At 42.0% G+C, this 25430-nt stretch carries 16 protein-coding genes; 6 read left to right on the top strand and 10 right to left on the bottom strand.

All coding sequences use genetic code 11. The annotated features are described in order from the left end of the window. Positions 1-22: 22 nt before the first annotated feature. Together PL9631_RS13825 and PL9631_RS13820 are read right to left on the bottom strand one after the other, a co-directional pair. Positions 23-5287: an NACHT and WD repeat domain-containing protein gene (locus tag PL9631_RS13825; protein WP_083621170.1), complete on the bottom strand. Its 5265-nt coding sequence runs from the start codon at positions 5285-5287 to the stop codon at positions 23-25. Positions 5288-5756: 469 nt separating this feature from the next. After that, positions 5757-7031 (bottom strand): ATP-binding protein, encoded by a 1275-nt coding sequence (locus PL9631_RS13820; protein ID WP_083621169.1) that lies wholly within the window; start codon positions 7029-7031, stop codon positions 5757-5759. Between the two features lie 300 nt (positions 7032-7331). Here PL9631_RS13820 and PL9631_RS13815 point away from each other — a divergent pair, with 300 nt between their 5' ends. Both PL9631_RS13815 and ftsZ read left to right on the top strand, forming a co-directional pair. Next, positions 7332-8186: a cell division protein FtsQ/DivIB gene (locus PL9631_RS13815; RefSeq protein WP_407947586.1), complete on the top strand. Its 855-nt coding sequence runs from the start codon at positions 7332-7334 to the stop codon at positions 8184-8186. 162 nt (positions 8187-8348) lie between these two features. Beyond that, positions 8349-9626, top strand: coding sequence for a cell division protein FtsZ (gene ftsZ / locus PL9631_RS13810; protein ID WP_083621165.1), 1278 nt, complete (start codon positions 8349-8351; stop codon positions 9624-9626). Here the strand turns inward: ftsZ and PL9631_RS13805 are convergent. The 5 genes from PL9631_RS13805 to PL9631_RS13785 form a co-directional block, all read right to left on the bottom strand. After that, a complete protein-coding gene (locus tag PL9631_RS13805; RefSeq protein ID WP_231516726.1) occupies positions 9623-10147 on the bottom strand; it encodes a late competence development ComFB family protein in 525 nt (174 codons plus the stop codon). The two genes, ftsZ and PL9631_RS13805, sit on opposite strands and share 4 nt — an antisense overlap. A 104-nt stretch (positions 10148-10251) precedes the next feature. Beyond that, entirely contained in the window at positions 10252-10653 is a 402-nt protein-coding gene (gene dndE, locus PL9631_RS13800) for a DNA sulfur modification protein DndE (protein WP_083621164.1), read from the bottom strand. Between the two features lie 430 nt (positions 10654-11083). Further along, entirely contained in the window at positions 11084-13069 is a 1986-nt protein-coding gene (gene dndD, locus PL9631_RS13795) for a DNA sulfur modification protein DndD (RefSeq protein ID WP_083621162.1), read from the bottom strand. Positions 13070-13216: 147 nt separating this feature from the next. Beyond that, a complete protein-coding gene (gene dndC, locus PL9631_RS13790) occupies positions 13217-14794 on the bottom strand; it encodes a DNA phosphorothioation system sulfurtransferase DndC (RefSeq protein ID WP_083621160.1) in 1578 nt (525 codons plus the stop codon). A gap of 30 nt (positions 14795-14824) precedes the next feature. Beyond that, entirely contained in the window at positions 14825-16051 is a 1227-nt protein-coding gene (locus PL9631_RS13785; RefSeq protein ID WP_083621158.1) for a DNA sulfur modification protein DndB, read from the bottom strand. A gap of 157 nt (positions 16052-16208) precedes the next feature. Between PL9631_RS13785 and PL9631_RS13780 the strand changes: the two genes are divergently transcribed. Then, positions 16209-17768, top strand: coding sequence for a DGQHR domain-containing protein (locus PL9631_RS13780; RefSeq protein WP_083621156.1), 1560 nt, complete (start codon positions 16209-16211; stop codon positions 17766-17768). Between the two features lie 239 nt (positions 17769-18007). Here the strand turns inward: PL9631_RS13780 and PL9631_RS13775 are convergent, their stop codons facing one another. Both PL9631_RS13775 and PL9631_RS13770 read right to left on the bottom strand, forming a co-directional pair. Beyond that, positions 18008-20272 carry a polysaccharide biosynthesis tyrosine autokinase gene (locus PL9631_RS13775; RefSeq protein WP_083621155.1) on the bottom strand — a complete coding sequence of 755 codons (2265 nt, stop codon included), beginning with the start codon at positions 20270-20272 and terminating at the stop codon, positions 18008-18010. Between the two features lie 8 nt (positions 20273-20280). Then, positions 20281-21816 (bottom strand): SLBB domain-containing protein, encoded by a 1536-nt coding sequence (locus tag PL9631_RS13770; RefSeq protein ID WP_083621154.1) that lies wholly within the window; start codon positions 21814-21816, stop codon positions 20281-20283. Between the two features lie 221 nt (positions 21817-22037). Between PL9631_RS13770 and PL9631_RS13765 the strand changes: the two genes are divergently transcribed. From PL9631_RS13765 to PL9631_RS13755, 3 genes are all read left to right on the top strand, one after another. After that, the gene (locus PL9631_RS13765) at positions 22038-23819 is read left to right on the top strand and encodes an FAD-dependent oxidoreductase (protein WP_083621153.1); all 1782 of its coding nucleotides are present in this window, start codon (positions 22038-22040) and stop codon (positions 23817-23819) included. 89 nt (positions 23820-23908) lie between these two features. Next, positions 23909-24136: a heterocyst-inhibiting protein PatX gene (gene patX / locus PL9631_RS13760; protein ID WP_083621151.1), complete on the top strand. Its 228-nt coding sequence runs from the start codon at positions 23909-23911 to the stop codon at positions 24134-24136. 150 nt (positions 24137-24286) lie between these two features. After that, the gene (locus PL9631_RS13755; RefSeq protein WP_083621150.1) at positions 24287-24529 is read left to right on the top strand and encodes a lipopolysaccharide assembly protein LapA domain-containing protein; all 243 of its coding nucleotides are present in this window, start codon (positions 24287-24289) and stop codon (positions 24527-24529) included. A 48-nt stretch (positions 24530-24577) separates the two neighbouring features. Here the strand turns inward: PL9631_RS13755 and PL9631_RS13750 are convergent, their stop codons facing one another. After that, positions 24578-25369, bottom strand: a complete 792-nt coding sequence (locus PL9631_RS13750; protein WP_083621148.1) for a Crp/Fnr family transcriptional regulator — start codon at positions 25367-25369, stop codon at positions 24578-24580. Positions 25370-25430: the final 61 nt, after the last annotated feature.

Raw genomic sequence — 25430 nt, 5'->3', positions numbered from 1 at the left:
ATAACTGATCACTGATCACTGATTACTGATTACAAAGATCGCGATCGCTGGTTTGGACTTTGGGATTAGTTCGTAGATAATCATGAACCCAATCACAAGCACGATCGGTCAAATTATCTAAATCAAGATTCCACATAATTAACGTATCATCCTGGCTGGCTGAAACTAAAACCCGACCATCAGGACTAAAACTAATAGCCATCACACTATCCCGATGTCCCGCCAAAGTTTTCAGTAAGGTACCATCATCAGGACTCCACAACTTCACCTTACCATCGTAACTCGCCGAAGCAATTAACTTACTGTCAGGACTAAACACCACACTGGTGACACTATCACTTGATCCCTTTAACAGCGTTTTCAGATAGTTTCCCTGACTATCCCAAAGTTTAACCGTATTATCATAGCCAGCAGAAGCAATCAATTGACCATCGGGACTAAAATTAATACTCAAAACATAACCCTGATCCGCCATAATTGTCTTGAACAACTGTCCTTGAGCATCCCAAAGTTTAATTGTCCCATCATCACTGGCAGTGGCAATCACTTCCCCATTCGGGCTAAAGGTAACACTATTAACCCGTAAACTATGGCCGATTAAAGTATGCAATAATTGGCCGTTTCGACTCCATAATTTTACCGTTTTATCCTTACTCGCCGTAGCAATTTTTTCTCCATTTGGACTAAAGGTGAAATTGAGAATCTTATCATCATGACCGATCCAACTGTGAACCAGTGGAATCGATTCCACCAAAATCCGTTTTTTGATCAAAGGTAAAGACTGTTTGGGATTCGGCAGATTCCAAGGAATCATCCCATAGGGCAATTTAAACAAACCCCCCTGGATTTTTTCTGAGCTTTCCTGGTGAGGACTCAGTTTCCACAATTTCACGGTTCGGTCATAACCAGTAGTCGCCAAAAGTTCCCCATCGGGACTAAAACTCACGGATGTCACCCGATCTTGATGCCCCGTTAAGGTCGTCAATAGTGCTCCTGTACGGCTCCAAAGTTTCACCATTGTGTCCCGACTCGCTGAAGCAAACATCTCACCATTCGGGCTAAAATTCACGCCTAAGACCTGATGCCGATGCCCCGTCAAGGTTTTGAGGGGAATCAGATCGCAACTCCAGAGTTTTACTGTTTTGTCATAGCTTGAGGATACTAAAGTCTTGCCATCGGGGGAAAATTGCACACTGCTTACCTTATCCCCGTGTCCTTGCCAGTGCTTTAATAGAGTTCCCTCCACCGTCCATAAATAGATATTTTTGTTGTCCGTAGAAGTTGCCAATAGTTGACTATCGGGAGAAAAATTTACCCCATAGATTTTAGACTGATCGCCTTTTAAGGTTTTTAATAATTTGCCTCGATATGTCCACAATTTCAAGGTTTGATCCTGTCCCACCGTCGCAATTCGTTCACCGTTAGGAGAAAAAATTACCTTATATACCGTTTGATGATGATTAGCGGTGTGATCTAAAGTTTGGAGAACGGTTCCATCTAATTTTAGTAGTTTGACCGTCCCATCAGCCGATGCGATCGCCAAAACCCGACCATTGGGACTAAAGGCTACCCAGGTTAAAGGGGCGGAGGCCCGATAGACTGTTTGCAACAAAGTCCCCTCTCGGCTCCATAATTTTAATTGACGATCCTCAGATACCGAAGCGATCAAACGGCCATCGGGTGAAAAAGTCACCGAGGAAACACCCCGGCGATGTCCTTGGAGTGTGACGGGGGTGACTGACTCTTTCCAGGCTAGACTGGAATTTACAGGCCAAAGTTTAATCGTCCCATCTTGAGAAGATGAAGCAATCATCTGACTATCGGGACTAAAACTCACACTGGTGACATTTCCCCGATGACCGACGAAGGTTTGCAGAATTTGGCCGTCGGGTTTCCACAATTTCACGGTTTTGTCCACACTCCCGGAAGCTATATAATTGCCGTCGGGACTAAAGGCAGCATCCCAAACTACATCTTGATGTCCTTCTAAACGGTTGCGTTCAGTTGTCCCATATACCGCCTGTTGCAAGGTAGCCGCAATTCGAGTTTCCATGGTTTTGAATTCCGACGGATCTTGGGTCATGGCTTTTAACCGTTGAAATTGTCGAGCCGCCCTTAAACCTTCGAGGAGGGCATCGAATTTATATTGGGAGAAAAATAGGGCATCGGAAGATGCCGTTAAGGTGGCTAAATCGGCGATTTGCTTTTGCCCGTCAGCCCGTCTTTGTTGATAGGTGGCAAGTTTTGTTGTAAAACCCAATAACATGACAACCAGGATCGATACTCCTAACAATTGTTGTAACTGTTGATTGCGCTGTAACAGTTGCTCCCGACTCATTTTTTTTAAGGCTGCTTCCGCCTTCGATTGTTCAGATTGGGCTTTGTGTAACCGTTGCTGAATATCCTGCTGACGCTGTTGTTCTTGCAGTCCATAACGTTGTCGAATTGGTAACACTAAATAATCATGGAGGAGTTGATATCGATCTTCGGGTTCTTCCCGTCTTCGTAACAGCAACCCTGATTCCAAAATCACATCAATAAACGCCACCTCCTCCTCCCGTTCCCCTCTATTTCCTCCCCCTGCGGCCACTGAGCCTGTCGAAGTGCCCCCAACTCCCCCCGCTTTAATCGCCACAGCAATTAATTCTGCTTTAGTCTTAATCGGACGGGTAAATTTTTCATCCGTTAGGGCAAATAAAACTTCCCAAGTGGCATCTTCATTTTGGTTGCCACAATCTTTGACAACCTGTTCAATGGAATGTTTAATTAATTCGTTTTTAGGATTAGTTCCTAATTTTTTATAAGCCCTTAATGTGGTAATTCCCTGTTCTTGAATTTGATCACCAACAACTTGTAATTCAATCGGGCGGATTCGGTCACGTTCATCGGCTAAATCCGTAACTAAAGTATCAATTAAACTTGGTTCTAATTGTAATTTAGCCCCCTGGGTTAACCGTTCAATTACTATTTTAGATTCTGCCAAAGTAAAATCACGCAAATGATAGCGATTTTTTTTATCGAGAATATTATTATTAATGGCATCTAAATTGAGTAATTGATCACATTCTAAAAGATGATGCAGATAATCTTCCCTCAGAGAAAAAACTATTTTTACAAAGGGTAAATCTAAGCAAATTTTGAGAAAATTATAAAATATTTTGCGCTTTTCTTGATGACAATTAGAAACAAAAAAGAATTCTTCAAATTGGTCAAAAATCAAAACCGTGAGTAAATTTCTTTCTGCATTTTCGGTGAGTTGTTTCAACACAAAAGAAGCCGGATTCAGAATAAAAGCCGCGGGGACATCCGGCTCGCTTTGATTGGGATTTCGATTATTCCAATTTTGAATAGAGGATTGGGCAATTACTGTATACCAGAGTTTTTTAATCGACTCATCGGGATATTTAAAGGAATCACAATTTAATAAGGCACTGGCTAAACTCCTTTCTAATTCCCGAGTCCAATCCATATATCCTTGAATCACCACGGGCAAACAATCCCGGGCACTAATTGCCGTATTTCTTAAAGCTGGAACTAAACCCGCATTCACTAAAGAACTTTTTCCCACTCCCGAACGACCATGAATAATAATTAATTTGTGATCATCCCGACTCAAGCGATGGAGCAAATTCTGAATGTCGTGTTGGCGACAGGATGCCATCATTTCTTCGGCAATTGCCACGATATTTTCTCCTTGGGTACTAGAGGGATTAATCGCTTGTTTTGGGGGTTGAAGTTGGGCTGCTCCAATAAAGGCTCGGAACCCATATTGATGTTCAATTTCCCGTTGTTTTTTCTTAATTCTAAAGGCTTGACGATACTGACCTTGCTGATAGTCAATATTGCGTAATTCCCCCAAAATATCTAAATACAACTGAGGATTATATTGGGGTTCAATTTGACCTAGGGCTAATTCTAATTTCTGTTTGGCGGGTTGCCATTCTCCCTGATGTTGATAACAACGGGCTAATAATAATAAACACTGTCCTTGACTCACCGTGGGTTTCACCGAAGGTAAAATCGCTAAAGCCAATTTTGCTAATACTAATGCCCGATGCCATTCCGATCTTTTTAAAGCTACCTCCGCCATAAACACATAATCTTGAGCTAATTGACTGGAGGTTCCATAAACCAAGTGCATTTTTATGCCCCCCAGGGCTAATTCTTGTAACATTTCCCATAATTGTAAACGTTGCAATACTTCACCAAAATGGGAAATTACTCCAGCGAGTAAATCAGGACGTCCAGCTTGTTTAAAAATTTGCTGACTTTGCTCAAAATAGCGTTTAGCTTCTGCTAATAAAACCTGAACTAAGTTGGGATTTCGAGTGGCTTGAATATAATAGGTTAAAGCAATATGAAATAACACAATTCCCTGACGTTCTCTTAAACAAAACACCAGGGGGCGGGAAGTGGGGGCAACTATCACCGCCAAGGATGGTTCGATATCGGAGATTTGACCGGGGATTTCCCCGGCGGTGCCATAACCTCGTAAACCCGCCTCGTCTTGGAGCAGGGCTAAACTTTGTTGATAGTGTTGGCGGGCAATTTCGATGCAGTCATTGGCATCGTCATCTTGACCCAGAATAAACTGACGACAGGCTTCTAAGGCGGGATCTAATTCATAGCCTCGATTTTGTAAATCTTGCCAATGGAGTTCTAATTCTCGCCTGCGGTTAGAACCGATGCCAAAATCCGAGGGAAAACGACGGGATACGGTCGATTTAAACACCTTTTGGGTTTTGGGTTCCCAGGCTTTGATCTTTAATTCTGCTAGGGTAAATAGGGTATTAGCCTGTAATTTTAAGTAATCTAATAATTCGGTTGTGGTTAATTCAAATTTAATCGTGGCGGCGGCCCAACTTTTAAAGTCCGGGGCTAAACGAATTAAGGCGGTGGCAATATCATCGGTAATCCATAAAATAATCGGAAAATTAAATTGTTTTCTAAATTCATCTCGGACTTGATTGGTCGAACTCAGGAGAATATCCAAATTTTCCACGGTTTCTAACCCTAAAATCATGAGGGCATCAGGAGAGTTTTTATCAAATTTTTCTGATACATCGGTATAGAGGGTTTGGGTAGAGGGAGACAAAACCAGAGGCTCAATTTTAATTTCCGAATCAAGCTGTACGGCCTGTAGAACTTTTTGTCTGAGTTGACTGGAATTGCATCTAACTAAAACGAGAGAAAATTGGCCTTGGGATAGGGAAACAGCCCGCAATAATCGGTTCAAACTGCGTTCATTGACCGAGGCTACAATTTGGGGATCAATAAGTTTATCCATGGTAAAATCTCACGCTGATGATAATTGGATTGAATTAGGAAAATCAGAAACACTGTTATTAATATTTGTGCTTTGAAAGTCCCGCTTTCAAATTGGGGACATGGGGTGTGTAATCCTAGAACAAATTTGAGTGCTATTAAAAAGAGTGGAGGGTTTTTAAGTCCTGTAAACTTCCTTATCTTTTATATAAAGATAACTGATTCAGTGAAAAATTAAAAGAATATAAACAAAAAAACTATATTGTATATTTGTTTACCAAAATCAACCTCAAATGTAGCTTGTTTCTGATGATAAATTAACCTAAGATCACAAAAAACCTCAAGTAGTCATCAACCTATAGCAATCCAATTTGATTTACGGTAGGGTCAATTGACAAATTGCTCCTACCGTAAGGGTTTTAGTCCTATAATTTATCAGAACTTATTCAGGATTGTTATAGCTGAATTATGTCGTAAACCGTGAACATAAGTTAAGCTATTTTTGTCATAGAATTGACCAATAATTTGTATTGACTGCTTTGGGTCAAAGCGGGATTAATTCCAAACCAACGACCCTCTTGATCCCGATATTCAAAAACAAACATACTACGAAGTAGGGTTTGACATTCATCTTCCCCGGTGACTTTTTGAGTTTTTACCACTCGTAATAATAATTCCCATTCTTCTTGAGTAATTGCACCTAAAAGATCATCTCGATATTCTTGAATCACCTGCTCCAAACAAGCCCGGGTAAATGGGGGATCTTCCTGTTGTAAACAACTGTACATCAACATTAATAAACGTCGAATATGACCCCCACTAATTAAACATAAACGCTCCAAGGTTTCGGGACTATCAAATAAAGTGGATATTAACTCAAAACGATCTTCCGGGGGGATATCAGGAAAGGCTCGGGCTAATACCATTTGTTGTAATTTCATCATCCCCGAGGGGTTTTCTGTACCATCCCGCAGGCAAACTGGAACCATAGGTAAAACTTTGGGTTTGACTCCAAATCGACTGGAGAGCCGATCATAGTCATTAGAAAACATTAGGGTTAAGGGAATAGTAAAAACTACATGACAATTGAGGCGTTTGAGTTGTTCACCGCGATCGACAAATAGATATTCCGGTTGAGTTCTTCCCCAGGGTTTAGGAGAGTTATCAATTCGATCTAAGTTATCGACAATCACGACAATTCCTTTTTTCCCCTTGGCCTGTAACGCCGTATTTGCCCGAGCTAATATTTCATCATTAATGGCATCTAAAATACTGCTGGTACGAGGTTCTAAATATTGTCTTAATTGGGAACGGAGTTTGGGAGAATCCTTGGTTTTGGCTGTGATTCTAGCGATACCGACGGATAATTCGGCTTCGGCAGAGAGTTGAATGGGCGTTTGCATCAACTCGGAAATTTCGGTAAATAAGTTAGAAAAATATCCGGGTTTGAGACGAATTTGATCCGCTTCTAAACTTTCACTCACCTGACGAGCAATCATTAATAAAACATCACTAATATCCACATCCGCCATATCCAGGTTTTGGGAGGATTCAAAGTAAACAACGTGATATCCCTGACGTTCTAATAAATCCTTGAGACGAAATAATTCCGTTGATTTCCCACAACCTATATGACCACTAAATAATTGACAGGTGGGTTCATCATGGGATAGCAAAGTAATGGTGCGACTCAATTCTCGAATGATATCATTACCCCGGACGGAGGAAAAATCGATGTAATACTTTCGATCTTCGGGGTTAGCCATATCAATGGTCTTACTGGGGTTACAGGCTTTATAAAATCTGCTTAAGTCAAGCTCGATCACAATTAAACTCTTAACCTCTGTATCAATTTAACGGGTGACTCTGAAAATATTAGTTTAGCTACCGGAGTCATGTTTCAGGATGGGGGGAATCACCGGATGGGGGGGAATCACCGGATGGGGGGGAATCACCGGATAGGTAGGGCAAAATCACCCAAGCAATTAGAAATAGGTCGATACAGAATATGCTAAATTGTTGGCGGTGACCAGTGGTGAGGTGAAACAAAGCTACCCATGGGCAATCTGACCCAGATTAAATCTCTTTCAACCCATCAATTACGACGTCAACGCCAGCAGTTACGACGTCAACGTCGCCTAAAGTTAGTTCAAATGTTATGGCAAACCCTGGCGCTGGGTAGCTTGACTGGGGGGATGTTTTGGCTGATTAACCAACCCCTCTGGTTGATTCGCCAACCCGAACAAGTCAAAGTCGAAGGCAATCAGCTATTGTCCGATCAAATGGTTCGTTCCCTACTGCCCTTGTCCTATCCTCAATCTCTGTGGAAAATTCAACCCCAGGTTTTAGCATCGGGTCTGGAATCCCGGGGTCAAATTGCCTCCGCCCATGTCACCCGTCAGTTATTCCCCCCCAGTTTAACGGTTAATATTCAAGAGCGAAAACCCGTGGCGATCGCCCATCCCGCCGGGGCCCCGGCGCTTAGAGGAGAAAATGATGCCATCGGATGGTTAGATGCCACCGGGGACTGGATGCCATTGGAAAACTATCGGGAATTAGAACAATCCCAACAACTTCCTACCCTGAAGGTGATCGGGAACTTTAATCAGTATCGTTCCTACTGGCCCCAAGTGTATCAAGCCATTGGTCGCAGTCCGGTGAAAATCTCCCAAATTAATTGGGAAGATCCGAATAATCTGATTCTGGAGACGGAAATTGGCACGGTGCATCTGGGGCCCTATACGTCCAAATTCCCGGAACAGTTACAGGTGATTGATCGGATGAGAAATATTCCCCCCCAATTGGATCGGACTCAAATGATGTATTTTGATCTGAAAAATCCCCAGCAACCCCTGCTCCAAATTCCACCGGAAAGCACCGATAAAAGCCGATTATCCCCGGAGGAATCTCCGTCTAACTAATCGATCGTTTACCTGGGAAGGAATAACTCTCCTCAAGGACTTGGTTTCTAGTCCAACTTACCCTATAGTGTTTGTGTTTAAAAGTGTTGGGGACGTTGACTATTGCAGTAATCAGTAATCAGTAACCATGTGCTACCCTATTAACCCTAATTTAAAATTAAAATGACAGTTAAGAATAATCTGGGGTCTACCCAAGGCAATTCTGATGCGGTCGAAAAAGCGAATCCCTGGTTGACAGAAGATTCGGCGAATCCATTCCGTAGAAAAGAACTAATAGTTAACCCTAATAACGATTCTAAAGATATGCCCCGTGAAGATTCTTGGAGTGGTGATATTATTCCGAGCAATGCTGCAAAGATCAAAGTGATTGGTGTGGGTGGTAGTGGCGGTAACGCTGTTAACCGCATGATTGACAGCCAGGTCGCCGGGATCGAGTTTTGGTCAATGAATACCGATGCCCAAGCCTTAACCCTTTCCAAAGCCCAAAAACGTCTACAAGTTGGTCAGAAACTAACCAAGGGACTAGGGGCGGGTGGAAATCCCGCCATCGGTCAAAAAGCGGCTGAAGAATCCCGAGAAGAAATTCAAAAAGCCTTGGAAGGGGCTGATTTAGTCTTTATTACCGCCGGACTCGGAGGCGGAACTGGAACCGGTGGGGCTCCTGTGGTGGCGGAGGTGGCGAAGGAACTGGGAGCTTTAACTATTGGGGTGGTGACTCGTCCCTTTCACTTTGAAGGCAGACGGCGAATTTCCCAAGCCGATGAGGGAATCGCGGCATTACAATCGAGGGTTGACACCTTAATTGTGATTCCGAATAATAAATTATTAGAGGTGATTGCCGAACAAACCCCCGTGCAGGAAGCCTTTCGTTATGCCGATGATGTCTTGCGCCAAGGGGTGCAGGGGATTTCGGATATTATTACGATTCCGGGGTTAGTAAACGTGGATTTTGCCGACGTTCGGGCAGTGATGGCCGATGCCGGGTCTGCCCTATTAGGGATTGGGATTGCATCCGGGAAATCCCGGGCTCGGGAGGCTGCTGTGGCTGCGATCGCCTCTCCTTTATTGGAATCTTCTATTGATGGAGCCAAGGGGGTTGTATTTAATATTACCGGAGGCACGGATTTAACCTTACATGAGGTGAATGCAGCAGCCGAAACCATCTATGAAGTGGTTGATCCCAATGCCAATATTATTTTTGGGGCGGTAATTGATGAACGGATGCAGGGAGAAGTGAAAATCACGGTAATTGCCACCGGGTTCTCAGGAGAAAACAAAAGTGCTATCCCCGTTACCCGGACGACCAGCGTACCCCAGGGGAATATTCCCGTGATTCCGGCACCTTCAAGCCCAAACCAACCCCCAACCCCTGCCAGCCCGGGGCAACCTGGGTTAGATATTCCTGACTTCCTGCGACGTCGCAATCCTCCCAAGCGTTAACCGTGCCAGCCATCTCGAATTGAGGCTTCTTTGCGCGAGTAATTATCGGCAAAAGCCCGATTACGGTGGACAACTTTCCGATCGAGCCCAGGGGGAGGTGGTACGGGGGATTCAGCGGCATGACGGGGTAAGATTTGGGCAGCCTCTGGTTTGGGACTCTCCTCCTTCACTGGGGTTGATTCTTCTGGGGACAATGGGGTGGAATGTCGTAGCAAGTCCCGTTGAACGGCTGCGATCGCCTGTCGAACTGCGGTTTTAATTGGGGCATGGAATTCTTCCCTTCCCCTTTTGAGTTGCTGCATCCAACCTTCTTGACAGGAAGCATAAAGCGGCGGTAAACGGTTGAGGGCATAGGTTTCGACTTCAACTCGTTTGATGTATTGGCAGAGTCGAGGAGACAGGGTTGCTAATTGACGCTTGACTTCCTCAGCAACTAAGTCTTCCATCACATTATGATATCTGCGGTTAGAATCTATAGTCATGGCATTCACCGTTCCAGATTCTTTATTCAGTATGATCACGGAGATTATCCTCTCGTTTCTAGTTTAACAATTTTGTTCGGCGCGGCGAGTTCCCCTAGAAAGTTGAGGAGAGAGCATGATCGTGCTGTGCTCTGCCGTTTCGTTTATGGGTTAACAGGGTTTTGGGCGGGGGTGAGGGCGATGAAATCTTCAATCTGTTTGAGATTCTGATCACCTGCTAGGTAACTAATTCCTCGGTGCAGGTGCAGGCGAAACTGGGTGGCAAGGGTTTCTGGGTCGATTCCTAAATGGTCATTATGGCAACGTTGCTTTAGGGCAAGGGTGAATAAATCACCCATCTCTCCCCCAAAGACTTGCCATGTCATTTCCACGTTGCTATCGGCGGGGATGGGCACCGGGGAAGGAATGGTTGACTCGGCTAGGGAACGACACAAAGCCCAACGGCACAGAATATTCCAGTTTTCTATTTTGGTAATTCGTTTGAGTTTGGTTAGTTGCTCCTTCGCCGTTTGGGATAGGCGGATTCGTTCTACGGGGGGTTCCATTGGTTCAGTGATCAGTGATCAGTGTGGGAGTTGTCATTGCCTATTCCGTTTTTATATGGGTTTTATATGGGAATCTACGGATTTTAGATTTATATACTAAGCATTTTATACCTGGAACATGAGAAAGTGTTCCCTGGTGTTGAGACTTCTTTACAAAATCTTGATGAAAAATAGACTTTTGTTAAGTTTGGGTTAACAAATATTCTTGTTTTCACCACACACCGAGTTAGGGGAGTGACTCAACTTTTGTAGCGTGTTGATTAATTATTCAAGCGTATGGGCGTGTAAACCCCTACAAGCATTGTCCCCCAGACGGCGGGTTTTGTCAACCCCCTAGGCAAAAAATGAATTTTTTTTCAAGATTAATATTTTTTGGCGCTGGAGTTTAACCACAAAGACACGAAGACACAAAGAAATATGGAAGTTGTTGTTAAAAGAAATAACCTAGTTCTATCCTGGTTTGGCGTTGTTTGGGATCATATTTGAGTAGGTATTCACGGGCGATCGCATCTTGTTCTCGTAAACTATTAACTTCCTTTTGGGCAATTTCTGTATCCGTTGAGAGTAAAATAACTTGATGACTAGCTGCGGGAAAATACCGTTCAATTAGGTTTTGACGGTGGGAGGAGTCTAAACGACCCAGGGGGGTGTCAATGGCGATGGGTAAATTGAGTCCTGAAACCCGAGCTAAACCCCATAAAAAGGCGATCGCTAATAGTTGTTTTTCTCCCGCAGATAGGCGATGTTTCTCTACAGGTTGTCCCTGGGGATCGTACAGGGATAAACTAAAGTCTTCCGTAGCAATTACCACTCGATGTACTAAGTCTGATTTGTGCAATAAATAGCGGAAACATTCAGTCACTTCTACTTCTAGTTTATTCAATTTTTTCAGGGTTAATTTCTCTTTAAATATTTTTAAAGAGTTCTGAACTTTACTAATAGTCTCAATAATATGATTGGCATTTTTTCGATCAATGGTATTTTGACTATATTTTTCTAGCTCTTTTTTAACCTTTTCATATTCAGTTAAACATTTTTTAGCGTGCTGTTCTGCTACTTCGATCGCAGTTTCAATTTTAGTGTATTCGGTTTGGGCTTGGGATACCGTTTCTAACAGTTGTTCATAGACCTCTGGAGGGGCTGCAATAGCCAATTGTTTATCCAGACTAGATAGGGTATCTTCAATTACTCTTAACGCCTCTAAAACGTCCTGAGATTGTTGGATTTGACTGGGAAGTTGATGGTCTAAAAACGTTCCTAATTGACTGAAAACTTTTTCATCAATTTCTAAAAATATCTTTTCTTGATTATGATGATTTTCGGTCAAATTTTGATAATCGGTTTCCAGATAGATTTTAACACTTTCTAACTGCTTTTTAGCAATATTAAGTTCTTCTAAATATTCGAATAATCGCTGATCTCGATCTTTAATAAAATCCTGGGCTACCTTGGCTTTTTCCCAGTTTAACTCCTGTTTTCCTTGCTTTCGCGCTTGAATTAATAAAGGTTGAATTAAACTTAAGGGTAAACCTTCCCCGGCTAACTCACCAAGACGTTGCCGTTGTTGTTGGGCTTTTTCTTTCTCCTCCTCTAACTTTTTCTCTAGTTGACTCCGTTCTCCGGCTATTTTACCCCCTTCGAGTTTAAACTTTTCCTTAGCTTGATTTAACTTTTTCTTGGCAATTCCGGCCTTAATTTTTAATTCTTCTACCGCTATTTCCGCCGCCTCTTTTTCCGATTTGTACTGATTTAATTTAGTTTCAATTTCTTCTAAATAAGCTAAATCTTTTGAGTCAGCTAACTGTCGGCGTTTACGGTTAGCTAAAATATCTAAATCTACGGCTAAACGTTCAGATAATTCTAATCCTAATAAAGATTGAATAGCTTGTACCACAACATTAGGAGGACTGTCTAAATCGGCTAATTCCTTGACCTGTTCCCCATCAAATAAAAACAAGTTAGAAATTCCAATAGGGAAAAAATCTTCGATGCGCTCATCCCAGGTTTCTACCCAAGCGGAGTCCGGCCAGTCATCAATTAATATGCCTAAAATATCCTTACCATTTTTCGGGTTTTTTGTCCAGCGACGTTTAACCCGAAACTCGACTTGCATATTTTTAACAATATGTTCAAATAATAATTCTACACTGGTTTCTTCATGGGCTAGGGTTTGTTTATTAACCGCTTGTTTGAGAAATTCAGGATAACTTAAACTTCCCCGGGTAGAACATTGGGCGCGTTGTCCATAAAGGGCGAGCCGCATTGCATCCATTAAGGTAGTTTTTCCGCCCCCATTCATACCTCCAAATAAGACAATGGGACTAATCACATTATCATTAATTTTAGGGCGTAAATCAATTACTTGTTTGCCTCGATAGGGGCCAAAGTTTTCTAAAGTTAATTCTAAGAAAATCATAAAATTAAAAGTTTAAAGGTTAATTTTTATCCCGTTTATCTCGTTTCTAGGTTCTACCTAGAAATGCTCTTAAGGAGGCTCCGCCTCCAATAATAGCAGGCGGGAGCCTGCATCAGTCATTCCCAGGCGGGAGCCTGGGAACGAGGGTTAGGTAGGGTTTTGAAATTTCAAACTTCCCCAACTTAACTGTTGTGGAGGTTCGGGGTTTTTGTCTTCTATGGCGTGCTTGACTTGTTCAACATTTCCGGTTTTGGCGGCTTCTTTTAAATTGCGTTCATAATGAGCGTTATTAATAGCTTGTTCTTGAGGTCGAGAACTGGTTTCTAAACACTTTTCTAAATCATCATAAATGCCATTTCGTCTTGCCATGGTTTTATATTGACGTTCTGTATCAATCAGTTTTGCCATTAATTCCATATACATTGTATCTCCTTGACTGAGTTCTTCTAATAATTCCCATTCATCTACACCGAGGACGGTATTTCCTGCACCCAAACGGGGGTCTTCAAAGGTTTCTCCCATAACTTCCTGATAGATTTTAGGTACACTATCATCAAATTCGTGTTTTTCTTCTAACCATATTCTCCTGATTTCGCTCAGTTCTCCTATGGTAATTAAGGTTGTATCTCGATATTCTTCGGGCGCTGTTTGTCTAATTTGTTGTTGCGCTTCTAATACCCGTCTTAACCAATGTTCTCGCCATTTTTTGGTATAGGGCCCCGGAATGGGTTCGACGGATATTTCTCCATCAATATTACGTTCAAATAGTTGAACTTTTCCAACAAGTCGTCTAAAATCTCGTTTCTCTCGATCATTTTGGATATCTAATTCTAAACGAATATCAATCAGAGGTTGTAACCATTCTTTTTCTTGATCATTTTGTATCATTGCGGTTAATGATTTATCACTATCAACCAAAGTACAAACCCAACATCCAAACCTAGAATCACCACAGCTAGGGGTTGAGGTATCCACAACTAAGGGACATTCATTATCTGCGGTTGCACCTCGATATAAAACGAATAATTCTTGATTATTACCCCCCCAAGGGTTTTCCCACTGCATTAAATACATCCAAACTTCATCAGTACGCCAATCTTCAATCGGCGTATAAACTAAAGAATTGAGCAAACTAACATTAGGACTGAGGCGTTCACGGACTCGCTGACCTTCAAGTTCTCTCATCCTCTTGCCACGACTAACGCTTTCACTTTTGCGAGTTCCTAGAACTATAATACTTTCCCCATTAGTTCTTACAACATCACGAATAAAGCGATTAGATGGATCAATTTTTAATCGAGAAGTACACCATCGAAATTTAAGACGAGGTGCGGGATAACCTTTACCAATTAAACCAACCCAATAAGTATGTGAAACTTCTGGATGTAATAAATGAGCTTCCATTGGCATATTTTGCTCTTGAATAGCTTTTTTTAGTTGAGTAATACATTTACGCACCCAAGTAGAAACAATAGGATTCTCAACTAAAGTATCTGTTGTAATTACATAAATTGTTTTTTGACGCTTTTCTATAGGCAGTTTTGAGATAGCATTCCAAATTAGTTGTAATGTTGCTGTACTATCTTTTCCCCAAGATACACCAATAATCCAAGGTATTTGATCCAAGCAGTATAAATCTTGGATTTCTTGAGTAGATTTTTGTAAATCTTCTATAAACTCATTGACAGTACGTTTTAATAAAAGAATTTCCTGAATTGTAGTCATTTTTTACATCCCATAAATAAAATTTTAGGCTTACTTTAACAATAGACCTGTTTGATTTTCAACCTCAGACACAGCAATTCTAAATGCTTTATTGACTGCTGCTTGGTTATTGATGATTGTCATTTTTCCATTACCATCATCCATAAGCAAATTATTTATCCACATAGATGTAGTCCTTTTATAATCTAAATTAGCTAATGTTTTAATTAACAAATTACGCTGCTCCTCAGTAAAATCGTTTTCAAATAAAATCAAATGACCAACTCGACTAATTAATTGTAATCCCACGCTATAAAAATCTATTCTTTCTTTTCGTAATTTAGATAAATCAAGGTTTAATCCTTCAGATTTAGGTTTAAGAAGTAAAGTCCATCCATCATTATGTGTAGCAAATTCAGTATAGAAATATCGAGCTTTTTCTAACAATAATTTTAGCTGATGTCGGTTTTGATTTTTACAAGATTCAATTGTCTTTTTCTGAGATGAACCAAACAAAAATTCTGCTATTCCCAGTCGTAACTGATTCATCGTGAACAGATAATCTGAATCTTTTTCATTCACAGTTCGAGATATTTTATCGATACGTCCTGCAAAAATGACTAAATCTTTGGAAATGTCACGGGTAAGTTTTGATAAAGCATCACTAACATCAAATGTGGTGAGCAATGCAGGTGAAATTGGCTTGTTTTTAGCACAATCAGCAAAATCTTGATGAATTTGATCAATATCATCTTCTTGAACAACTAATACCGTTGCACTATCGTTCAATAATTCAGGTCTTTCTTGAACTGCTTTTTCAATTGCTTTAATCCGATGTTGACCATCTGTAACATAAAGTTCAACATTGCTTGGTAAAACAGCATAACCAAACTGCATTACCCCTGAACCAAACGCAAAAACTTTGATCGGCGTTTTACAATTAAAAATAAATGAAGGTAAAATATAATTATCAGTTTCTAGTAAGTATTTAGCAATTTCATTAACATGGTTTGGAACTAAAGGGCGATTTGTGATATCTTCAGCATTAGATCTATTTTTTTTCTTGTCTGCTGTTTGAAATTTTGCCATTTCAAGAAGTTGCTTAAAAGAGAGACAAAAAGCTAAATGAACTCTCTGTCCTTGTTCATAAACATGACATTGAAATACTCTTGCACCACAAGTGGCAGAATCAGCTGATGATTGAGTTAGAGCATCCTGTTGAGTTGGAAGCATAACAATTTCGGCACTTGAACGCTTCTGTGGCTGTTCTTCAGTCATGACTATTTCCTCTTTTCAGAAATTACAGATATTCCCTAAACCCCTCTATTCCGGTAAAGTAGGACTAGGAATAAGTTTTTAAAAACCTTACTTAAATTTTTAAAAACCATTTCTAGGTAATATAGCATTTATTGACTCATTTGGCAACATACCTCTAATGGATACTGAAACCCAACTCAATTCCGAATCCCAAAAAGCAATTGCACAACTGCTGAAACCCTATCTACAAAAAGCAGATAGCTTACTGGTTCAAAAAACCTATATGGCCCAAACCGAAACCTTTATCACCTCCGTCACCCTAGAATGGATAGCCGCCAAAGTCGGTTTCGCCTCCCAACTGCCCCTATTTCAACCCCATTTAGACCCCACAGGCAACGTCGAAAGAGACACCGAAACCGTGGACGACATCCTGCAACGTCCCCTGGACTGGTCACGACAGGCCACCCTTACCCAATACCTGACCAACCACAAAGACCATAAATTCCCGGCGGTGTTAGTCGTCCTCAGTCCCTCCTGGGTCGATAACCCCCAAGCCCCCCAATGGGATAAACAGGGCCAAGCCACCCAGTCCGCCATTGACTTTTTACCCCTCGATACTCAGGGAAAACTCGGACTCCTGCAAATGTCCGAGGATGTCTCCATCTTTGCCCTCGATGGACAACATCGCCTGATGGGGATACAAGGGTTAATGCAACTCCTACGGACAGGACACTTGCAACCCTACAGCAAACAGAAAAAACCCATCGGCGATGCTATTACCGTTAAGGAGTTAACCCAAAAAATCGGTATCACCCCCCAACAGTTACAACAACTATCCCAAGAAACCATCGGCGTAGAATTTATTCCCGCCGTTGTGAAAGGAGAAACCCGCGCCCAAGCTAGACAAAGGGTTAGGTCTATTTTTGTCCACGTTAACTTAATGGCCGTTAAACTCAGTAAAGGACAGTTAGCCCTATTAGACGAAGATGATGGGTTTTCTATCGTTACTCGCCAGGTTGTTGTTTCCCATCCTCTATTTGCCGATAAACCCGGACGCAACCCTAGAATTAATTGGGATAGTGCCACCGTCGCCTCCAAGTCAACCGTATTAACCACCCTGCAAGCCCTAACAGATATGGGTCAACGCTACTTAACCCCCAAATTTCCCCACTGGAAAGCCGCCAAACCCGGGTTAGTCCCCCGACGCCCCACAACCCAAGAGTTAGAAACAGGTATTCAGGAATTACAACAACTTTTTGATGCCCTGGCAACCTTACCCAGCTATCAACGCTTAGAAGACCGTTGGGAAACCCCCGACCTGCGAAGGTTTAGTTTTGAGAAACCCCCAGGGGAAGGAAATATATTATTTCGCCCCGTGGGACAAGTAGCCGTAGCCGCCGCCCTGGGGGTATTAGTCTTTTATCAACAACAACCCCTAGCAGAGATTTTCGAGAAATTACAAACTTTTGATGGGTCTGGGGGGTTTAGCGGCATGGAATATCCCGACTCCCTCTGGTATGGAATATTATATGACCCGAATAAACGCCGGGTCAGAGTCGCCGGAAAAGACCTAGCCGCCAAGTTACTCATCTATTTATTAGGAGGAATGCAGCAACCCATGGAATGCGCCGAGTTACGCAAAGCCCTAGCCGATGCTAGGACATTTGAAAATAAAGCCGTCAGCTTTGACGGTAAATTCGTTAAACCCAAAGAGGTCGGTTTACCCGAAATCTTATAACCCCTCTGTGTCTTTGTGGTGATAATAATATTTCCCAGCCCCAAAAATTTCGACTTTTCTGGAAAGGGGGTTGACAAAACCCTCCACCTAGGAGACAATACTTGTAGGGGGTAACACACCACTACTCTTGATTTTTTAATCAACTTTAAAGCCCATAACCTGTTCAGGACTTACGCACGGGAGGTCACAAACCCGGTTTCTTTCCGTAAGTCCCAATTCAGCCTAACCCAAACCCCCTGTTAATAATCCCGATAATAATGGGTTTCCTGTTTATCCCCATTTGCCACCATTCCTAAGACGGGAACCCCGGCGGTGCTAATTTCCCGCAGGGCTAAACTAAAGGCTTCTCGGTCAGTTTTTCCTAACCCCACAACCATCATTAACCCATCGGTATGGGGTGCTAATAAATTCGCATCAGCTAACCCTAAAATTGGGGCGGTATCATAGATAATTAAATCAAAGGATTCCTGCAATTGTTTCATTAACTCCTGCATCGGTTTTGAGGATAATAACCGAGTCGGGTCGGGATAAAATTCTCCGGCGGTTAACACCGATAAATTCGCCTCAGAAGCGACCTGTTTAATCACAGTTTTAAACTCTAATTTTTGAGTTAAAATATTAGTTAATCCCAATTGATTCGTGATTTCTAATAAAGTATGAATCCGGGGACAACGCAGGTCAGCATCCACTAATAAAACCCGTTGACCCATGGCCGCGGCTCCTTGGGCTAAATTCATGGCAATAGTTGATTTGCCATCGGATGGAGTGGCGGAAGTAATCACACAAGACCGCACAGAACCTTCCGGGTTTAATAGACGTAAATTAGTATTTAAGGCTCGGAATGCCTCTTGGAATGGACTACAAGCGGGGTAGGTGAGATCGGAAATATCAATTGGGGGTGCAACCGAACCCGGAAGAATTAAGGCTTCATTACTGGCGGGAATTACTCCCAATAAAGGTAAGGAAATACTGTCAGTAACTTCGTGGGTGGTGCGATAAACATTGTTCAATCGTTCTAGGATTTGAGCCGTAATTACCCCTAAGAATAATCCCGCTAATCCCCCCAGGGCGAGATTTAAAGGAACATTAGGAGAAACGGTAACTAATTCTCCATTAATATTACTTGGAATCCGAGGAGGGGCAATTAATTCCCAAGGTTCTGACTTGACTTTAGGAACAACTTGCAGTTTCATTTCTTGAAATTTATTCGTTGATTCTGTTAGTTGAGTTGTTGTTGTTTTTAACTGTTGTTGTAAATCGTTATAGCGACCCAAAACCCCTGGAAACACTTGGGAATATCGATTAAATTCTTGAGTAGCTTTTTCTAAAACTTCAGTTCTCACCTTCAGCATTTCAATATTATTCGCCACTAAAACTAACTGCTGAATCATTCCCATTCGGATCGAATCTTGAAACCGGATAATATTAGGATCAACTTGATTGCTATTTGATCCTAATACATTTTTAGCTTCTTTTTCTAATAAGGGAATTATTTGCGATCGCTGATCTAATAAGGCCTGAATTTGCGGTGCTGTCCCTTTAAAACGGGCGGATTCAATTGCTATCTCTGTTTCTAATTTTAATAACTCTTGCAGTAACCCTTGATAGTTCGGTGATTGAGTTAAAGCAGATGCTAATAAAGCCTGTTCGGGTTTTAGTCCCAACTGTTTTTGTAAGGCTTGATATTGAGATTGCTGTTGTAGAAGTTGAGATTGGGTTTCTAATTTTTGAGATTGTAATTCACTTTTTTGTTTAAATAAATACTCGGTTTGCAGTTTAGGATCAATAAAATTATATTGTTGTTGAAGTTTCTCAATTCCTTGTTTAATCGGCGGGATTCTTTTTTCTAAAGTTGCAACTTGTTCCTGTATTAATTTTAATTGTTCTTCTCGCGCTTGAGACTGTACATCTTCAGGAAGACTATATTTCAAGTAACCTTCAGCTATTTTTTCTAAAACAAATTGAACTTTTTGCGGTTCATAGTCTTGATAACTCACTTCAAAAATCCGAGTCTGTTTTAAAGGTTTAATAGAAAGGGTATCCTTTTCCCAAAAAGTTTGTCCAGTTTTTTTATTAAATAAAGAATCATAAGTCACTTCAGGATAGCGAGTTTGAATCCCTTTGAGAATTCCCGACATTAATTTGGGACTTTGTAAAATTTCCAGTTGGGAATAATAATCAAGGTCTGATTTTTTTTCTGAATTTGCGTCTAACTCCGAGGGTAAACTATCGTTTGCGGGAGTAGTTTCGACTAAAATTTGAAATGACCCTTTATATTCAGGAGTTTGATTAATTGTCCAGAGATATACCCCGGCGGTGACGGCGGTTGTCACCCCTAAAACAGCGAGCGCTCGTTTCCATAAAATCTTAAAAAAATCCGCTTTTTCTTCTAAATTGTATCCGGGGTATAAATCAGCATCATAATATAACGTTTCTCCCGGCGACTGTAAGGGTTTCCTTTGATTTTTAATAACAGAGAGTTGAGATAATTTTCGGTTTTTCATAGTTTTTTTTAGTTTAAAATATTCACAAAGCGAAAAAGTCCTAAAAAATTGTTAATCGGACTTAACGAATTTAACACAGTTCCTAAACCCTCTCGGAAAGCGGCCCCCCCGGAACGACCAACCACAATCACATCATTATTTCTCAGGGTTGGGTTAGTTTCTTCGTTCACCTCCGCCGATAAATTAATCGGAATCTGACGCCGAGAAACCGTTCCATTGGGATGGATGCGGATTAATTCCACTTGTTTCTTATTAGCCCGAGATTCATTAAATCCCCCCGCTTCCACCAATGCTTGATTCAAAGAAGTATTGGGAGTCAAACTTTTCGCCCCCGGGGACACCACCTCACCCACCAGACTAATTTTCAGGGTATCGGGAGAAAAACTCGCCGCCACCACCTCGGCATTTTGTTCGGTTTCGGCCGTCGTCGCCGTTGGGACTACAATAGTATCCCCCTGTTGTAACATCGCATCCTGGCTTAAATCTCCTTCTTGTAGCAGTTTCCATAAATCCACTGTAATCTGTTGTTCGGTTCCCGTGCGGGTCAGACGTCGCACCTGAATATTACGGATATCCGCGCCCGGAGTAATTCCCCCCGCCATTTTCAGCGCCTTCGTCACCGTAAACAGTCCCCCACTCGTCGCCCCTAAACCCTCCGTGGGTTGACCCGGTTCGGCGGGAAGTCGGGGAATTGCTTCGGAGACGAGGGTATGGGTTCCAGGGCGATTCACCGCACCCACCACCGCCACATTAATCGGTTGATTATTATTACTGGCAAAATTAGCGGTAATTAATTGAGAAGATTCCGCCGCATTGTGTTCGGTAGCGGTGGGAATATAAATTGTATCGCCGTCACGCAGGGTAATATCCTGGCGTAAATCCCCGGTTTGCAAGAGTTCCCACAAATCCAAACTCATTATTCTTTCCCCCCCAGTTCCACCCGCGCGCCGAATTTTCACCTGTCGCATATCCGCGCTCGGAGTAATTCCCCCCGCCATTTGTAATACCCTGGTAATTGTGGGTAAACGCCCCCCTGCACCCGGGATTTCTGGGGTTCCCATCAAGGGGTTATTGGTTGTCATACTCGCTGACGGGGAAACAATATAAGACCCCGGACGTTGCACTTCTCCCGTCACCGCCACTTGTAGAGGACGGGCGGCGATTAATTTAAGAGCTAAAATCGGCCGTTGCAAATATTCTCCATAGCGCTGTTGAATCAATACCGTTACTTGGTCTACCGTCATTCCTTGAACTGAAATATTACCAATTAAAGGCAAATTCACAGAACCATCAATAGAGACTTGATGATGACCATTATTACCACTATATTCAGGAACATTAAAAATATCGAGTTGGAGCAAATCTCCAGGGCCCAGGGTATAACCCGTATCACTCGTAGGAAGATTTATCATCGGTTGAGTGATGACCTCTTGGGCTTGGGCGATGGGAATATGTCCCAAAATGACCACAACTGGAAGCCAAACCCCCCATAAACCCAGGAAATGAGCAGTTATTTTAGATTTTGAAGATAGAATCTTTACCATTGCATCCCAATAAATATAAAAGTAGTAAGCCCTAAAGGGCTTCTTCCCAAAGATTATGCAAAAAACATGAGTTATATAGATGCCGTTGGTGATTACTTTTAGTGGATTAAGCCCGGTCGGGCTTACTACTAAACTTTTACTCGATTAAGCCCGGTCGGGCTTACTACTGGGTTCTATTTTAACCGATAATTTTTGGATTGTTTTTTTGTTAACAAATAGCTATGAATCATTTACAAGCTGATGTTTTAGTCATTGGAGGCGGGACGGGAGGGACAGCCGCCGCACTGCAAGCTGCCCGTCGGGGCGCAAAAACCATTTTAGTGAGTCCATGGTCAATGTTAGGCGGAATGTTAACTTCTGGGGGCGTTGTTGCACCGGATGGGAATGAATTAGTCGCTTTTCAAACCGGAATTTGGGGGGCATTTTTACGGGAACTAAACCACCGTCAACCCGAAGGTTTAGATAATGGTTGGGTGAGTTTCTTTACCTATCATCCCCAAATAGGAGCAAATATTTTTGCCGATTGGGTGAAAGCAGAACCGAATTTATTATGGATACCTGAACAAGAACCTTTAGAAGTTATTAAACAAGGAAATATTATTACAGAGGTTAGATTTAATTCCTGTACTATTCAAGCTCAAATTATCATAGATGGGACGGAATTAGGCGACCTTTTAGAACTCGCAGAAATTCCCTATCGTTGGGGGTGGGAACTGCAAGGGAAATGGCAGGAACCTAGCGCCCCAATTGAGCTATCAACATTAATGAAAACGACTCCGGTTCAAGCTCCCACCTGGGTTTTTATTATGGAAGATTTTGGAGAAGGTAACATCGCCCCAGAAATTCCTATTCCTCCCATTGATACCCCGGAATTATTTACTAATGCTTGGAAAAATTATGATATAGAATCCTTCCTAAATTATGGTAGATTACCCAATAATAAGTTTATGATTAACTGGCCAATCCAGGGCAATGATTATGATCAAAATTTAGATCGATTAATCACTTCAAACTCTGAGAGGTTGCAATTCTGGCAGGAAAGTTTTTACCATAGCCTGAGTTTTGCTCGTTTTATTCAAACAAAATTAGGACGGAGATATGGGTTAGCAATGGGAACTTTTCCCCTAGAAAATCGACCTAATTTTAATAGTAATCCCGATATTTTATCAGCTTTTGCCCTCCATCCCTACTATCGAGAAAGTCGCCGAATTCAAGGATTAACAACCATTATAGAACAGGATATTTTACCAATTGAAACGGGTTGTATTGCGACCTTACCTTTTAATGAAACTGGAGAATGTGAAGCGATCGCGATCGGAAATTACGCTAACGATCATCATTATACCCAATTTCAATTAACCCTGCAACCTAAAAGTTTACGTTGGGGAGGACGCTGGACAGGAACTCCTTTTACTATTCCCTATCGAGCTTTAATTCCGATTAATACCGAGAATGTATTAGTCTGTGAAAAAAATATTTCCGTTTCCCATATTGCCAACGGTGCAACCCGTTTACAACCTGTGGTTTTAGGCATCGGACAAGCTGCAGGAATGGCTGCCGCTTTATGTATTGAACAGGGAATACAACCCCAAGAATTATCTATTAGAACCTTACAAAATGCCCTGTTAACCGATAATATTGCTCCTCAAGCGGTAATTCCTTTATTTAATTTACCGCCCGATCATCCCGATTGGTTATACTGGCAATCTTATTATTTAAATCATCCCGAATTATATCCCATTGATGGCTATTGTCCGGCATCCCCAAACCCTTGTCATCCTGCTAAAAATAGTCACGCCTTCGAGGGTATTTTCCAGCGTCAGAGTCACCAAGACTATCGTTTTACCCTAACTCAAGGACAGTTTACAGGTCAAACCTGGAAATTAGTCACCCTATACCCAGAAATTAACGAACAATTACAAAATATTCCCACTCTTTCCCCCCTAAAAGTTTACGGACGTTTAAACTTATCCGGTCAGTGGTTAATTTTAGAGGGGTTATAGCCGGATTTAAAAAACTTTTGACACTCATCCTGATCTAAATATTAACGGTTTGTATAAGGAAGTGGACAGACTTACAGGGACACTTTATTATGCAAACCTATACATCTTTAGTTTTATCAGTTTGTTTATTGGTTGGTCTTACTACTAACGCTTTGGCCGCGAGTTCTACTTCTAATCAATTATCAGATATTCTGGGTAACTCACAATTGCTTTCCGCCCGCACTGGACTCAATGGCCCCTACGAACCCGACCGAGGTGGCGGACGTCGGGATTTCCAAGATACCACCCACTCTAATGATGTTAACGTTGAACTCTAATTATTGAAAATATTTAGATTTTTTCATAACCCAAACCCTAGCTTTTTACCCCGAAAAATAAAAGCTAGGGTATTTTATATCTATCAGGCAACGGGAAAATTGATTAGAATTAAACAATAGGTTTTTTCGTTGGATACATTGTGATTATTTATGCCTAATGCCCCTGCCATTGTCACCAGTTTTATCCTCGCGTTTTGGATGAGTGCGATCGCAATTCTTGCCATCCAAAATGCCACACCCATAACTCTGAGGTTCCTTTTTTTAGAATCTGTTCAACTTCCCGTCGGTGTGATCCTCGCCTTTAGTGTTTCCCTGGGAGTTCTGGGCGGCGCCCTATTCAAACCCCTTGCCCAATTAGGACTCACCCCTCAAAACCCAAAAATCAAAAACTAATTATCTCTCCCCTACCTCCCCTACCCTACCTCCCCTGCTCCCCCGTACCTACTTCAACGGCCACCACGCAACCTTATCCCGGGTGGCACTATAGGTTTCTTTTAATCCTTCCGGGTCAATGACTCGAATTGTATCCTCCGAGGAATCACTGGATTTCGCTGCTTCAATTAATTTGACTTTCTGCATTCCCTTCAGGACTTGTTCAACGGTGCGGTGGTTTAACTGACAGGAACGGGCGATCACATCAATAGGTAAATCAAAGGTATAAACTCCGTCGGACTGAGGTTGATTCCCCAAACTGCGTTCTTGATAAACCAATGCCCTGAATAGTGCCGCCACGGCTTGAGGAGGATAGGAACTGCAATTAAGTAGATGATACTGAAATTTTTCCCGCAGTTCAAAGAATTTATCATAGCGTTCCCGCACCACTGGACTATCCTGATAAATTTCTTTCAGGGTATCCAGGGGAAGTTTAATCACATCAGTGGTTTTGTAGGCTTCCACTAAACTGGGAAAAGCCCGACTCATCTGGCCAAAACTAAAGGGAAGATTCCTCATCCCAAAACATCCCCCCGGATAACTGATAGCGATAATCCGGTCTAGGGGCGTACTGCGAGTAATAATTGGCCCGCCACTAATAATGATATAGAGAACATCTAAAAAGATATTGGGACGAAAAGCCGTATAGACAGGACGACTAGAATACAGTTTTTCTATAGTCAGGTCTGGGGAAAGATACTGAGCCAGCCAGTTAATTTCCAGGTCTTGAAACAGGTAGTTACTCTGAATCAAAAGTTTTGCTAACTCTGCTTCATCTGCTGAGGGCGCTTGTGCTGCCATATTTTACTTCCCTAGTTTGACTCCACCGGATTGAATAGTTGTGGCTGGCCCAGGGGTGGCG

The organism is Planktothrix paucivesiculata PCC 9631, assembly GCF_900009265.2.
Taxonomy (GTDB): Bacteria; Cyanobacteriota; Cyanobacteriia; order Cyanobacteriales; family Microcoleaceae; genus Planktothrix; species Planktothrix paucivesiculata.
The sequence above is the reverse complement of the archived record's forward strand: the minus strand, read 5'-3'. Positions and strand labels throughout refer to the sequence as shown.

What these genes read in the sequence shown, in the direction of transcription:
- PL9631_RS13825 (WP_083621170.1), bottom strand. Translation starts at nt 5,287, where the DNA reads ATGGATAAACTTATTGATCCCCAAATTGTAGCCTCGGTCAATGAACGC.
- PL9631_RS13820 (WP_083621169.1), bottom strand. Translation starts at nt 7,031, where the DNA reads ATGGCTAACCCCGAAGATCGAAAGTATTACATCGATTTTTCCTCCGTC.
- ftsZ (WP_083621165.1), top strand. Translation starts at nt 8,349, where the DNA reads ATGACAGTTAAGAATAATCTGGGGTCTACCCAAGGCAATTCTGATGCG.
- dndE (WP_083621164.1), bottom strand. Translation starts at nt 10,653, where the DNA reads ATGGAACCCCCCGTAGAACGAATCCGCCTATCCCAAACGGCGAAGGAG.
- dndD (WP_083621162.1), bottom strand. Translation starts at nt 13,069, where the DNA reads ATGATTTTCTTAGAATTAACTTTAGAAAACTTTGGCCCCTATCGAGGC.
- dndC (WP_083621160.1), bottom strand. Translation starts at nt 14,794, where the DNA reads ATGACTACAATTCAGGAAATTCTTTTATTAAAACGTACTGTCAATGAG.
- PL9631_RS13785 (WP_083621158.1), bottom strand. Translation starts at nt 16,051, where the DNA reads ATGACTGAAGAACAGCCACAGAAGCGTTCAAGTGCCGAAATTGTTATG.
- PL9631_RS13780 (WP_083621156.1), top strand. Translation starts at nt 16,209, where the DNA reads ATGGATACTGAAACCCAACTCAATTCCGAATCCCAAAAAGCAATTGCA.
- PL9631_RS13775 (WP_083621155.1), bottom strand. Translation starts at nt 20,272, where the DNA reads ATGAAAAACCGAAAATTATCTCAACTCTCTGTTATTAAAAATCAAAGG.
- PL9631_RS13770 (WP_083621154.1), bottom strand. Translation starts at nt 21,816, where the DNA reads ATGGTAAAGATTCTATCTTCAAAATCTAAAATAACTGCTCATTTCCTG.
- PL9631_RS13765 (WP_083621153.1), top strand. Translation starts at nt 22,038, where the DNA reads ATGAATCATTTACAAGCTGATGTTTTAGTCATTGGAGGCGGGACGGGA.
- patX (WP_083621151.1), top strand. Translation starts at nt 23,909, where the DNA reads ATGCAAACCTATACATCTTTAGTTTTATCAGTTTGTTTATTGGTTGGT.
- PL9631_RS13755 (WP_083621150.1), top strand. Translation starts at nt 24,287, where the DNA reads ATGCCTAATGCCCCTGCCATTGTCACCAGTTTTATCCTCGCGTTTTGG.
- PL9631_RS13750 (WP_083621148.1), bottom strand. Translation starts at nt 25,369, where the DNA reads ATGGCAGCACAAGCGCCCTCAGCAGATGAAGCAGAGTTAGCAAAACTT.